The following is a 12,705-nucleotide window of genomic DNA, read 5'->3' on the forward strand; positions in this document are numbered from 1 at the left end:
GGCCGCGGCGGACTCAGGCCCCCTGCACCAGCCGGTCCACCGCGGCCGTGCCGGAGGCGTAGGGCAGTGCGTGCGCCGGTGTGTGCGCCGGTCCGGGGCGGGCGGGCACGTGCACGGGCATGGGCATGGGGCCGGGAGACTGAACGGCGGGTACCAGGTGCTGGCCGGGAGGCAGTGCCGTGCCGGATGCCCCCTGCGTCCCGTGCATCGCGTGCATCGCGTGCATGCCGTGCATCCCCGGTACTCCGGGCGCGGCGGGTATCGCGGGCGTCCCCGGTACCGCGGGTACCGAGGGTGCCGCGGCCGCCGCGTACAGGGTCCGTTCCAGCCCGGCCACCAGCCGCTGCACATCCGCCTTCGGCCGCACCACGAGGCGAAGGAAGCTGCTGGAGCTGCCTATCTTGTTGCCGCACTCCCGCACCAGTACGCCGTGCTCCTCCAGCATCCGGTTCCTCAGCAGGGCGCCGTCGGCGCCCTCCGGGAGCCGTACGTACACGAAGTTGCCCTGGGACGGGTACACGGTGAGCCCGGGCAGCCGGCTCAGGTGCCAGATCATCTCCTGGCGGTCGCGCTGCACCAGCCGCAGGCTGTGCGCGTACTCCATCCGGTACTCCTTGAGCATGAACACCACCGTTTCGGCGAAGGAGTTGAGGTTCCACTTCGGCAGCGCCGCCCGCACCCGGCCCGCGAGGCCAGGGTTGGCCACGAGGTAGCCGAAGCGCACCCCGTGAAGCCCGAAGTTCTTGCCCAGGCTCCTCAGCACCACGGTGTTGGGCCGCAGCACCGCGTCGGCGACGACGCTGGAGTCCGTCTCGGCGTCGGCGAACTCCAGGAACGACTCGTCCACGACCACCAGGTCCAGGTCCTGGAGCTGGTCGAGCAGAGCGAGGACGCCGTGCCGCGGCAGCAGACCGCCGTCAGGGTTGTTCGGATTGCAGATGACGGCGGTCCGGGAGCCGCGCGCGCGGATGAAGTCGACGAACGACGCCGGGTCGAGCGCGAATCCGCTGGGCTCGGGCAGCGGGAACATGTCGACCCGCTTGCCCGTCTCCATCGGCTGGTCCGTCCACCGGCCGAAGGTCGGCACCGGCACGGCCAGCGACTCGCGCACCAGCAGATGGTCGATCCAGGTGATCAGTTCGGTGGAGCCGTTGCCCATGGCCACGGTCTGCGGGTTGAGACCCAGCACGGAGCACAGCTCCGCGGTGATGGTGTCCGCGCTGCTGGGGTAGTAGGTGAGGATGTCCCGCAGCCGGTCTCCCAGTTCGTCGAACATCTCCGGTGGGGGGAAGTACGGGTTGCACGGGATACAGAAGTCGGTGATCGGCTGGTGGTCGCCGGTGGCCCGGCTCAGCGCGGCGTACGACGGGCTGTGTGCCGTGGACGCGCGGAAGAGCTCGGTGACATTGCTGCCGGCTTCGGCCATGGGGGTCCTCCGGAGGTGGCTTGGTGCTCCCTGCCGGGGATTACGTACGAGTGATCGGCCGTGCTCAACGGGATCGAGCCACAGGGCCCACGGGACGGGGCGGGCGTCTCCCGGGACGGGCCGGGGGCGGTTCGCCTCCGGCCGGTGACGTGCCGACTGCCGCCTCCGACCGGTGACTTCCGGTCCCGCCGTCTGCCGTCGGGCCGTCCCGCCGTCCGGCCGTCCGGCCGTCCCGCCGTCCCGCCGTCCGGCCGTCCGGCCGTCCCGCCGTCCCGCCGTCCGCCGTCCGGCGCCGGGCGGGCGTTGGTCGCCCTCGGCCGCCGGGTCGTCCGGCCGCCAGGCGGGAACCTTCCGCGGTGCCCGCTCGGTCTGCTTCGCCCCGGTGCCGCCGGGGGCCGAGACGGCCACCCGGTGTCCGCCGGGTTCACTACGCCTCGCTGCCGCTGCCGCTGCCGCTGCCGCTGCCGCTGCCGCTGCCGCTGCCGGTGCGGGTCCCGGTCCCGGTCCCGGTCCCGGTGGCGGTGGCCGTCCCGGTGGCAGCCGAGGCGACCTCTCGTGCCCAGCGGTAGTCGGCCTTGCCGCTCGGCGAGCGCCGGATGACCGGTGCGAGGACGAGCTGCCGAGGGATCTTGTACCCCGCCAGCCGGCCGCGGCAGTGCGCCTGGACGGACTCCAGGTCCAGCGCGGCCGCCCCCGGGCGCAACTGCACGACCGCGGCCACATGGTTGCCCCACCTCGCGTCGGGTACCCCGGCGACCAGCGCGTCGTAGACGTCCGGATGGGCCTTGAGCGCCTGCTCGACCTCTTCCGGATAGACCTTCTCCCCACCGGTGTTGATGCACTGGGACCCCCGGCCGAGCACCGTGACGACCCCTTCCCCGTCCACCGTGGCCATGTCGCCGAGCAGCACCCAGCGCTCGCCTCCCCTGCGGAAGAAGGTCTCGCCGGTCTTGGCCGGGTCGTTGTAGTAGCCGAGCGGCACATGGCCGCGCTGGGCGATGCGGCCGGGCCGGCCGGGCTCGACCGGCTCGTGTGTGACCGGGTCGACCACCCGTGTGCGGTGGTTGACCCGCAGCCGCATCCCCCTGCCCGGACCGGAGTCCTCCGTGGCGGTGCCGTTGAAGCCGGACTCCGACGAGCCGAAGTTGTCCAGCAGCATCACATGCGGAGCCAGCGTCCTGAACTGCTCCCGCACGGTCTCGGACATGACCGCACCGGACGACGACACGCTGAACAGCGACGACAGGTCCGTTCCCTTCAGCGGGCCGTTCAGCGCGTCGACCAGCGGGCGCAGCATCGCGTCTCCCACCAGCGACACGGACGTGACCCGCTCCCGCTCGATCGTGCGCAGTACCTCCTCGGGCACGTACTTGCGGTGCAGCACCACCCGCTGGCCGAATCCGAAGCCGATGAACGCGGTGAGTGTCGAGGTGCCGTGCATCAGCGGGGGAGTGGGGAAGAAGGTGAGGCCGCCGCCGCCCGCCGCGACCCGCTCCGCCAGTTCCTCGGGCCGCCGCACCGGCTCACCGGTGGGAGCGCCGCCGCCGAGTCCGGCGAAGAAGAGGTCCTCCTGGCGCCACAGCACCCCCTTGGGCATCCCGGTCGTACCGCCGGTGTAGATGATGAACCGGTCGTCCGCCGACCGCTCGCCGAAGCCGCGCTCCGGCGAGCCGGATTCCTCGGCGGCCCTGAACGCCGTGCAGTCCAGCGCCGGTGCGTCCCGCTCCGGTTCACCGACGCGCACGAGGTGCCGCAGCTTCTCGGTCCGCGGCAGCGCGGCCGCCACCCGGCCGGTGAACTCGGCGTCGAAGACCAGGGCCGCGAGGTCGGCGTCGCGGAAGAGGTAGACCAGCTCGTCCTCCACATAGCGGTAGTTCACATTGACCGGGACGATGCGCGCCTTGAGGCAGCCGAGCAGCGTTTGCAGGTACTCGACGCCGTTGTAGAGGTGCAGCCCGAGGTGTTCCCCGGGCTTCAGCCCCGCGCCGGCGAGATGGTGGGCGACACGGTTCGCGGCCGCGTCGAGCTGCGCGTAGCTGAGCATCCGCCGCGCGCCCGTGCCGGGATGGTCGACGTAGCGGAGCGCCTCGCGGTCGGGAACCACGTCGACGACAGACTCGAAAAGGTCGGCAAGGTTGTACTCCACCGCTCCTCCTGACCCCGGCCGCACGGTGTCCGCCTCGGAGCGGTCATTAGAGCGCCGCCGTCCGCAACTGGGAAGGGGTACCGCCCAGAAAATCTGACTGTCTGTCAGAAAACTCTTGAACTGCTCCGCTGGCTCCTGCAACCTGTTCTAGGTCTCAGGACGGGAGGACGGGAATGGCGGGTACGGAACACCTCACCGTGCGGCGCGAAGGCGCCACTCTGGTGCTCACGCTGAACAGACCCGAGGCCCGGAACGCCTTGTCGCTGCCCATGCTGGTGGGGCTGTACGACGCCTGGCTGGAGGCCGACGCGGACGACGGCGTCCGCTCGGTCGTCCTCACCGGCGCGGGCGGCTCGTTCTGCGCCGGGATGGACCTCAAGGCCCTCGCCGGGAACGGAATGGAGGACGAAGGGTACCGGGACCGGCTCAGGGCCGACCCGGACCTCCACTGGAAGGCCCTGCTCCGCCACCACCGCCCGCGCAAGCCGGTCCTCGCAGCCGTCGAGGGCCCCTGCGTCGCCGGCGGCACCGAGATCCTCCAGGGCACGGACATCCGTGTCGCCGGCGAGAGCGCCGTGTTCGGGCTGTTCGAGGTCCGCCGGGGCCTGTTCCCGATCGGCGGCTCCACCGTGCGGCTCCCGCGCCAGATCCCGCGTACCCACGCCCTCGAGATGCTGCTCACCGGCCGCCCCTACACGGCCTCCGAGGCGGAGCGCATCGGCCTCGTCGGCAGCGTCGTGCCCGACGGCACGGCTCTGGAGCGCGCGCTCGGCATCGCGGAGAGGGTCAACGCCTGCGGGCCGCTCGCCGTGGAGGCGGTGAAGGCGTCCGTGTACGAGACGGCCGAGATGACCGAGACCGAGGGGCTGGCGGCCGAACTGATCCGCGGCTGGCCGGTCTTCGACACCGCCGACGCCAAGGAGGGGGCCCGCGCCTTCGCCGAGAAGCGCGACCCGGAGTACCGCCGGGCCTGACCGCTCGGCCCGCCCGGTCGCCCCGGCGGAGCCACCCGGCCCCGCGGCACCGGCACCTCGCCGGCCCGCCCGGCGGGCACCACCCGGCGAGGCCGCCCGGCCGGCGTACCCGGCGACGCCGCCCGGCTGCTCCGCGCGCGGCAGCACGGCACCCGGGTACCGGCACCGGCCCTCCCGGCGCAACGGGCGCAACGGGCGCGACCTCCGGCACGGCACACGGCACACGGCACACGGCACACGGCGGACCATGCGCCTGAGCACGCGGCAGCACATCCGGCAGCACAAGCGGCAGAAGGAGTCCCATGTCCGCCACCCCCGCGTCCGCCACCCCCGCGTCCGGGGCGCCCTCGTCACCGGAGGTGCCGCGCGCCCCGCTCGTCGTCGAGTTCCCCTTCACCCGCTCCCTGGGCCCCGTGCAGTCCGCCTTCCTCACCGGCCTGCGTGAACGCACCGTGCTCGGTGTCAGGACCACCGGCGGCCGGGTCCTCGTACCACCCGTCGAGTACGACCCCGAAACCTCCGAGGAGATCGGCGACCTCGTCGAGGTGGGCACCACGGGCACCGTCACCACCTGGGCCTGGAACCCGGATCCGCGCCGCGGCCAGCCGCTCCGCACCCCCTTCGCCTGGGTGCTGGTGAGACTCGACGGCGCCGACACCGGCCTCCTCCACGCCCTCGACGCCTCCGGCCCCGACGCCGTGCGCACCGGAATGCGCGTCCGGGTCCGGTGGGCCGCGGAGCGCGGCGGATCCATCACGGACATCGCCTGCTTCGAGCCGTACCGCGACGGTCCCGAAAGCGGCGCCGAAAGCGGTCCTGAGAGCGGCGGCGAAGGCAGCCCCGGAAGAGGCTCCGAGAGCGGCGCCGAGCACCGCGACGACGACCCCGCCGAGCACCGCGGCCCGGGGAACGGCACGGGGAGCGGCACGGGGAGCGGCACGGGGAGGGCGACGAGGAGCGGCACAGGGAGCGGCACGAGGAGCACGGAGCCCGCGACGCCGGGTGCCGAGGGACGCGCGGCGACCGGACCACGCTCCCACAGCGGCGAGTTCGACGACCCCGTGACCGGTGTCGTCGTCCCGGCCCGGCTCGACTACACCTACACGCCAGGTCGCGCCCAGACCCGCTTCATCAGCGCCCTCGCCGAGCGCCGGACCACCGGCGAGCGCTGCCCCTCCTGCCGCAAGGTGTACGTACCGCCCCGCGGCGCGTGCCCGACCTGCGGCGTCGCCACCTCGGAACAGGTCGAGGTCGGTCCACGCGGCACGGTCACCACGTTCTGCATCGTCAACATCAAGGCGAAGAACCTCGACATCGAAGTGCCCTACGTATACGCGCACATCGCCCTCGACGGCGCCGACCTGCCGCTCCACGGCCGCATCGCCGGAATCCCGTACGACCGGGTGCGCATGGGCCTGCGCGTCGAACCGGTGTGGACCGGTGACGACCGGCACCCCGACCACTACCGGCCCACCGGTGAACCCGACGCGGACTACGACACCTACCGGGAGCTGCTGTAGCCATGCGAGACGTCGCGATCGTCGCCTTCTCCCAGACCGACCACGTACGCAGCAGCGAGGAGGTCTCCGAGGTCGAGATGCTCATGCCCGTGCTCCACGACGTCCTCGGGCGGACCGGGCTGCGCACCGGGGACATCGGCTTCACCTGCTCCGGCTCCTGCGACTACCTGGCGGGCCGGGCGTTCTCCTTCACGATGGCACTCGACGGGGTGGGCGCCTGGCCGCCCATCCCGGAGTCGCACGTGGAGATGGACGGTGCCTGGGCGCTCTACGAGGCCTGGGTCAAGCTCCTCACCGGCGAGGCGGACACGGCCCTCGTCTACGCGTACGGCAAGTCCTCGCCCGGTTCGGTCCGGGATGTGCTGACCCGGCAGCTGGACCCGTACTACCTCGCGCCGCTGTGGCCCGACTCCGTCGCCCTCGCCGCCCTCCAGGCCCAGGCGCTCATCGACTCGGGGGAGACGGACGAGCCGGCCCTGGCCGCGATCGCGGAGCGCAGCAGGACCGCCGCCGAGGGCAACCCGCACGCGCAGCTCCGCGGGCCCCGCCCGCAGGGCGGGTACGTCGTCCGGCCGCTGCGCACCGGCGACTGCCCGCCCGTCGGCGACGGAGCCGCCGCGGTGGTCCTCGCCGCCGGCGACCGGGCCCGGGAACTGTGCCCGCGCCCCGCCTGGATCCGGGGTATGGACCACCGCGTCGAACCGCACGCCCTCGGCGTGCGCGATCTCACCGACTCGCCCTCGACCCGCCTCGCCGCCGAACGCGCCGGAGTCCACGAGCGGCCTGTGGACACCGCCGAACTGCACGCCCCGTTCACCTCCCAGGAGGTGGTACTGCGCAAGGCCCTGCGCCTCGGCGACTCCGTCGCCGTCAATCCCTCGGGAGGCGCGCTCGCCGCCAACCCCGTCATGGCGGCGGGCCTCATCCGCGTCGGCGAGGCCGCCGCGGCCGTCCACCGCGGCGCATCCGGCCGCGCCCTCGCCCACGCCACCTCCGGCCCCTGCCTGCAACAGAACCTGGTCGCCGTCCTCGAAGGAGAACCGCATGCCCGCTAAGGAGCCGGTGGCCGTGGTCGGCGTCGGCCAGACCAAGCACGTCGCCGCCCGCCGCGACGTGTCCATAGCCGGGCTGGTCCGCGAGGCCGCGCGCCGCGCCCTCGACGACGCCGGCCTCGGCTGGGCCGGCATCGACGCCGTCGTCATCGGCAAGGCCCCCGACTTCTTCGAGGGCGTGATGATGCCGGAGCTCTATCTGGCCGACGCCCTCGGAGCCGTCGGCAAGCCGCTGATGCGGGTCCACACTGCGGGATCGGTCGGCGGCTCCACGGCGCTGGTCGCCGCCGGTCTCGTGGCGGCCCGGGTCCACCGGACCGTCCTGACCCTCGCCTTCGAGAAGCAGTCCGAATCGAACGCGATGTGGGGCCTGTCGCTGCCCGTCCCGTTCCAGCAGCCGCTGCTCGCGGGCGCGGGCGGGTTCTTCGCCCCGCATGTGCGCGCTTACATCCGCCGCAGCGGCGCGCCCGGCACCGTCGGCTGCCTGGTCGCGTACAAGGACCGCCGCAACGCGCTGAGGAACCCGTACGCACATCTCCACGAGCACGACGTCACCCTGGAGAAGGTGCGGTCCTCGCCGATGCTGTGGGATCCGATCCGGTACTCGGAGACCTGCCCGTCCTCCGACGGGGCCTGTGCGATGGTCCTCGCCGACCGGGCCGGGGCCGCCCGCGCGCCGCACCCTCCGGCCTGGGTGCACGGCGGCGCGATGCGCAGTGAACCGACGCTGTTCGCGGGCAAGGACTTCGTGTCGCCGCAGGCCGGCAAGGACTGCGCGGCGGACGTCTACCGGCAGGCCGGCATCACCGACCCGCGGCGCGAGATCGACGCCGTCGAGATGTACGTGCCCTTCTCCTGGTACGAGCCGATGTGGCTGGAGAACCTGGGCTTCGCGGCCGAGGGCGAGGGCTGGAAACTCACCGAGTCCGGTGTGACGGAGCTCGACGGCGAACTGCCGGTGAACCCGTCCGGAGGGGTGCTGTCCACCAACCCCATCGGCGCCTCCGGGATGATCCGGTTCGCCGAGGCGGCCCTCCAGGTGCGGGGCCGGGCGGGCGCGCACCAGGTGGCGGGGGCCCGGAAGGCCCTCGGCCACGCCTACGGCGGCGGCTCGCAGTTCTTCTCCATGTGGCTCGTCGGCGCCGAGCCGCCGGAGGCCTGAGCGGCGCGCCCGGGGGAGGCGCGCCGCGGGTGGACGAGGAGCGGGGCCCGGCGGGGCGCGGTCGGCCGGCGGGTGCGGCCCGGCGGGGTGCGGTCGGCCGGTGGGTGCGGCCTGTTTTTCCGGCGGCGACTCCCGCCGCGGCGGCCTGTCCGCGACCGGCCCCGATCGCTACGCTGACCCCGGACGAAGAACCGGGAGGAGCAGGGACGTGGCCGACATCATCACCACAGAGCAGCCGCTTGCGGGTTGGGACAAGCCGGACCTCGACCTCAGCCAGGCGGACTGGCAGTCGGGGTCCCAGGGAGCGGGAGACGTGCAGATCGCCTTCGTCGAGGGCTTCATCGCCATGAGGAACGGCGGCCGCCCCGAGGGCCCGTCACTGATCTTCAGCCCGGCGGAATGGCGGGCCTTCGTCATGAACGCCCGGCACGGCGAGTTCGACCTCACCTGATCCGCGCCTCCGGCGGCGGCCCGCGTGCGATACGGGATGGGCCGCCACTCCGGATGCCGACCTTCGAAGATAAGGCGCAGTGGCGAATCCTTCCCTGGTTCCCAGGTCCATATCGCCGGTGAGGGGCGCTCCGCCGCCGGAAGCACAGAACCGCAGGCTGCGAATCATGGCACCAGAGCACGATCTCGGCCGTCTCCTGAGCGGTATGCGTCCCGAACTCCACCCCGGCCGCTATGTCTTCACCACCGTCCCCGCGTCGGTACCGCCGGGCCTCACCCCCGTGGCCACCGTCACCGAGGACGAGGGCCTGACTCTCGTCGTACGCAGGGAGGAGGCCGACGGAGCCGGGCTGGCCTACGACTACGTCGCCGGCTGGATCACCCTGCGCGTGCACTCCGCACTCGCCGCCGTCGGGCTCACCGCCGCGGTCGCGACCGCCCTGGCCGGTGCGGGCATCGGCTGCAACGTCGTCGCCGGCCACCACCACGACCATCTGTTCGTTCCGTACGAACGCGCGGACGAGTCTGTTGCCCTCCTCCAGGGGCCGGCCGAACGCGCGGGCTGAGGCCACGGCGACGGCCCGTCCGCCCGGTCGACCCGCTGCGGCGTGTCGCGCGGGCCGGGGGGCCACCGTGCTCCTGCGTGTCGCGCGGGGCGGGGTCACCGCGCTGCGGCGTGTCGCGCCGCCGTGCGCCCGGTCGGCGGCATCGGCTCCCGGGCACGTACCATGTCGGCATGTCCTTCCTCCGCCGCCGCAGCGCCTCCACTCCCGCGGGCCCGGACTTCGACGTCCTGGCCATGGACCCGGGGGACTGGCCCGGCAATCTGGGAGCCGGGCTGCTTCCCGCGCCCGACGGCAGCTGCCAGGGCGTCTTCCTGCGCTACGACCTGTTCGGCGGCCGGGGCCCCGCGATGATCATCGGCAATCTGCCGGAGGGCTCCCCCGCCCGCGACGTCGCCGAGGGAGAGGCCCCCTTCGAGGTCGCCCAGCTGCTCGCGGCGCTGGAGGACGACGAGGAGGTCACGGTCGTCGGCGCCGAGGACGTGCCCGTCATGCAGGGCGACAACCTGCTGATCGTCCGCAGGGTCAAACTCTCCCAGGGCCGGATCTCCTGCGTGCAGTTCGACCGCAGCGACAACGTCCTCGTCACGATCGCGAGCTGGGACCGGCCGATCACCGACGACCTGTACGCGCTGCTGAAGCCCCTGCCCGCGGAACTCTTCCAGCAGGGCTGACCGACCCGCCCGCCGCGGAGCACCGCACACGGAGCGGACCCCGCGCGGGTGAGTCCGGCCCGCCGGGTGTGGGTCTCGCGCATCCACTGCTGGCGCGGACCCCGCGAGGCTGAGTCCGGCCCGGGGGTCCCGCCGAACCTCGTGCCGCCCGGTCCTCACCCCGCCCGGTCGTCGCCCCTCCCACCCGTGCACGGGCCCCGTCCCGGACGGGGGCACGGAGGACCGCACACCCCGTCCGGGCCGGGGCACCGCGTCGCGGCCCCGGCCCGGACACGCCGGACGCATCGGACACGCCGGACGCACCGGACACCCGGACGCGCCCGATGCCCAGGTGCGCCCGACGCCGGCGCGCGCGGCTCAGAGCCGCACGGCGCCCGCCGCCGCGCCCACGCCGGGGAACGGTTCACCGGCGCCCGTCCCCCCACCGGACCGGAGCAGACCGGCGAGGTCCGCCGCCGACATCCCCAGTGCCAGGGGCCCGTCGACACGCAGCGCCGACCCGGCGCCCGACCGCACGTCCTCCACTCCGTAACGGCGCGCCTTGCGGTGCCAGTTGAGGATGCCCGCGAGCCAGTCCTCCAGTTCCCGCACATAGGCGCCCAACGCCGCCCTGCCCCGCGAGTCCAGGGAGAACTGCTCGTGCAGCAGCGGGAGTTCATGCTCCTTGACATGGAGGAACTGGCTCATCCGCGAACGCATCAGATCGTCGACGATCCCCACCGCGGCCCGGTAGTCGCAACCGTAGAAGTTCTGCACCACCAGCAGCGCGTTGTGCACCTCCCCCTCGACCTCGATCTCCTTCTGGTAGGAGAAGAAGTCGTTCAGCAGGCAGGCGTAGTCCGCTGCGGAGTTCTCCAGGCTCCGCATCACCCCCGTCCCGTAGATCTCCGGCGGCAGCTCCCCCTCGTGCCGCAGCCGGCTCAGCATCATGGTGAGGTCCGAACCGAAGGTGCAGCGCCGCATCTCCAGGTAGTCCACCGGGTCGGGAACCCGGTGCTGGGCCTGGTTGTGCAGCTCCCACAGCCAGCTCTCCAGCATCACATCCATCGCACGCCGCAGCCCCGCCCGCGCCCCGGGGCCCATCGGCCCGGCCGTCCGCGCCCAGAGGTCGGCGAGCGACCGCTCCATCGGACTCACCGCGACCGCCGCGCCCGACGCCGGGTCGTCGAGCGGCATACAGGCCGCCAGCCGGTCCGTGCACGCCTTCGCCCCCGCCAGATCGCGGCGGCGGCCGAACACCAGCGGGTAGTAGTCGTCCCCGTACGTTCCCCACGTCAGCCACTCCGCACTCAGCTCCAGTTCCTCGGCAGTGGCGTCCGGATCGATGCCCGCCGAACAGAGCGCGAAGTCGAAGCCGTTGAGCATGGCCTCGTCCCAGACGTCCCCGAGGAGCCCCATCCGCTTCGCCCAGGCGATCGACCGGCTCCGCGCCTCCTCGTGGTGCGGGCTGAGCGACAGCGGGAACGGGCAGTCGAACTCGGGCAGCAGCGACGGCCCCGTCGCCTGGTGCGGGACATGCGTCAGCGCCCGCAGCCGGGCCGCGGCCGGCCTGCCGAACAGCGTCCTCACATCCAGGGCCGACGTCCCGAGCACTCCCTCGAACATCGACGGCCCCGCCACCGCCCCCTCGTTCATATAGCGGCTGGAACGCAGATGCCACTCATGGCCACCGGACTGCCAGTCCTGCAGGCCCTTGGCATACGCGGCGACCGCCGCGCACTCCGCCGGATCCAGCCCGCGCTCGGCACACAGCGCCGGGACCTCCGTGAGCGCGGTGTTCTCGAACTGCTGCAACCGCGACGTCAGCAGGTCGTTGACCGCGTCCGCCGCCTCCTGCGTGGAGCAGCCGAGGAACTTCTCCAGCACCAGCACACCGTTGCTGTTCTCGCCCTCGTCACCGACCTCCCGCTCGTACGAGAACAGGTCGTTGCGCAGATGCACCCCGTCGGAGAACGCGTCCCTCAGCACCCGCATCGGCCGGGAACCGGCGACCCGCTCCGGGACCTCCGCGCCCGCCGCGAACTCGACGAGCCCCGCCGACCAGGGCGCCCCACCGACCTTGCGGCGCATCTCGACGTACTCGACCGGATTGGCGATCCGGCCCCGGTCGATGTTGCGCAGCTCCCACAGCGACTCGTTGAGCAGATGCTCCGTGGCCTCGGCGAAACGGGCACGCCAGGCCTCCGACATACCGGGTGCCGTCCGCCTCCACAGGTCGGCGAGGCCCGCCTCCACCTGGTTGGCCGGTTCGGGCACGCCCTGTCCCGGGTCCGGCGGCATGAACGCGGGCAACCGTTCCAGATAGGCGCTGCCGCCCGCGATGTCACGCGGGCGCTTGAAGACCTCCAGGAAGTGGTCGTCGAAGAAGAACACCCACACGTACCAGTCCGTCACCAGCGAGAGCGTCTCCGCCGAACAGTCGGGATGGGTGTAGGCGCACAGCAGGGCGTAGTCGTGCGCCTCGAGATCCTCGGGCTCCCAGACCCCCGAGCCCTCCAGCATCCCCATCCGGCGCGCCCACTCCCGCGTGTGCCGCCGAGCCGCGTCGACATGGGGATTGAGGCGCGCCGGATGAGGCACATAGAAGTCCGGCAGTTCGAAGGGCTGTGCCATACGTGCCCGGCCTTTCGGTGAGCGTCCGCGCGCGAGCCGCGCGGACCGGTCCGCGTACGGGCCAGCCCTACCCGTCGCCGCTCCGGGCCACGCGACCCCGGTGATCACCCGTCCGGGTGAACCGG

General features: G+C 72.9%; 10 protein-coding genes. 7 read left to right on the forward strand and 3 right to left on the reverse strand.

Going from position 1 to position 12,705, the window contains the following annotated elements; genetic code table 11:
* Positions 1-13 precede the first annotated feature (13 nt).
* Positions 14-1,426, reverse strand: coding sequence for an aminotransferase class I/II-fold pyridoxal phosphate-dependent enzyme (locus DDQ41_RS30250; RefSeq protein ID WP_109297318.1), 1,413 nt, complete (start codon positions 1,424-1,426; stop codon positions 14-16).
* Between the two features lie 427 nt (positions 1,427-1,853).
* Positions 1,854-3,572, reverse strand: coding sequence for an acyl-CoA synthetase (locus tag DDQ41_RS30255; protein WP_262508623.1), 1,719 nt, complete (start codon positions 3,570-3,572; stop codon positions 1,854-1,856).
* 173 nt (positions 3,573-3,745) lie between these two features.
* On the opposite strand from DDQ41_RS30255, the gene DDQ41_RS30260 reads away from it, so the two are divergent.
* The 7 genes from DDQ41_RS30260 to DDQ41_RS30290 all read left to right on the forward strand — a co-directional run bounded on the left by DDQ41_RS30260 (position 3,746) and on the right by DDQ41_RS30290 (position 9,967).
* The gene (locus DDQ41_RS30260; RefSeq protein WP_109297319.1) at positions 3,746-4,546 is read left to right on the forward strand and encodes a crotonase/enoyl-CoA hydratase family protein; all 801 of its coding nucleotides are present in this window, start codon (positions 3,746-3,748) and stop codon (positions 4,544-4,546) included.
* Between the two features lie 302 nt (positions 4,547-4,848).
* The gene (locus DDQ41_RS30265) at positions 4,849-6,066 is read left to right on the forward strand and encodes an OB-fold nucleic acid binding domain-containing protein (RefSeq protein WP_109297320.1); all 1,218 of its coding nucleotides are present in this window, start codon (positions 4,849-4,851) and stop codon (positions 6,064-6,066) included.
* 2 nt (positions 6,067-6,068) lie between these two features.
* On the forward strand, positions 6,069-7,121 hold the full coding sequence (locus tag DDQ41_RS30270; RefSeq protein WP_109297321.1) for a thiolase domain-containing protein: 1,053 nt from the start codon (positions 6,069-6,071) through the stop codon (positions 7,119-7,121).
* Positions 7,111-8,280 (forward strand): thiolase domain-containing protein, encoded by a 1,170-nt coding sequence (locus tag DDQ41_RS30275; protein ID WP_172607586.1) that lies wholly within the window; start codon positions 7,111-7,113, stop codon positions 8,278-8,280. Before DDQ41_RS30270 ends, DDQ41_RS30275 begins: the two co-directional genes overlap by 11 nt.
* A gap of 208 nt (positions 8,281-8,488) precedes the next feature.
* A complete protein-coding gene (locus tag DDQ41_RS30280) occupies positions 8,489-8,731 on the forward strand; it encodes a DUF397 domain-containing protein (protein WP_109297323.1) in 243 nt (80 codons plus the stop codon).
* A gap of 166 nt (positions 8,732-8,897) precedes the next feature.
* The gene (locus DDQ41_RS30285; RefSeq protein WP_109297324.1) at positions 8,898-9,296 is read left to right on the forward strand and encodes an ACT domain-containing protein; all 399 of its coding nucleotides are present in this window, start codon (positions 8,898-8,900) and stop codon (positions 9,294-9,296) included.
* A gap of 170 nt (positions 9,297-9,466) precedes the next feature.
* Complete coding sequence (locus tag DDQ41_RS30290; RefSeq protein ID WP_109297325.1) at positions 9,467-9,967, forward strand: hypothetical protein; 501 nt, start codon at positions 9,467-9,469, stop codon at positions 9,965-9,967.
* Between the two features lie 357 nt (positions 9,968-10,324).
* Here the strand turns inward: DDQ41_RS30290 and DDQ41_RS30295 are convergent, their stop codons facing one another.
* A complete protein-coding gene (locus tag DDQ41_RS30295; RefSeq protein ID WP_109297326.1) occupies positions 10,325-12,580 on the reverse strand; it encodes a terpene synthase family protein in 2,256 nt (751 codons plus the stop codon).
* Positions 12,581-12,705 lie beyond the last annotated feature (125 nt).

It is taken from the genome of Streptomyces spongiicola (genome assembly GCF_003122365.1).
Taxonomy (GTDB): domain Bacteria; phylum Actinomycetota; class Actinomycetes; order Streptomycetales; family Streptomycetaceae; genus Streptomyces; species Streptomyces spongiicola.

What these genes read in the sequence shown, in the direction of transcription:
- DDQ41_RS30250 (WP_109297318.1), bottom strand. Translation starts at nt 1,426, where the DNA reads ATGGCCGAAGCCGGCAGCAATGTCACCGAGCTCTTCCGCGCGTCCACG.
- DDQ41_RS30260 (WP_109297319.1), top strand. Translation starts at nt 3,746, where the DNA reads ATGGCGGGTACGGAACACCTCACCGTGCGGCGCGAAGGCGCCACTCTG.
- DDQ41_RS30265 (WP_109297320.1), top strand. Translation starts at nt 4,849, where the DNA reads ATGTCCGCCACCCCCGCGTCCGCCACCCCCGCGTCCGGGGCGCCCTCG.
- DDQ41_RS30270 (WP_109297321.1), top strand. Translation starts at nt 6,069, where the DNA reads ATGCGAGACGTCGCGATCGTCGCCTTCTCCCAGACCGACCACGTACGC.
- DDQ41_RS30275 (WP_172607586.1), top strand. Translation starts at nt 7,111, where the DNA reads ATGCCCGCTAAGGAGCCGGTGGCCGTGGTCGGCGTCGGCCAGACCAAG.
- DDQ41_RS30285 (WP_109297324.1), top strand. Translation starts at nt 8,898, where the DNA reads ATGGCACCAGAGCACGATCTCGGCCGTCTCCTGAGCGGTATGCGTCCC.
- DDQ41_RS30290 (WP_109297325.1), top strand. Translation starts at nt 9,467, where the DNA reads ATGTCCTTCCTCCGCCGCCGCAGCGCCTCCACTCCCGCGGGCCCGGAC.
- DDQ41_RS30295 (WP_109297326.1), bottom strand. Translation starts at nt 12,580, where the DNA reads ATGGCACAGCCCTTCGAACTGCCGGACTTCTATGTGCCTCATCCGGCG.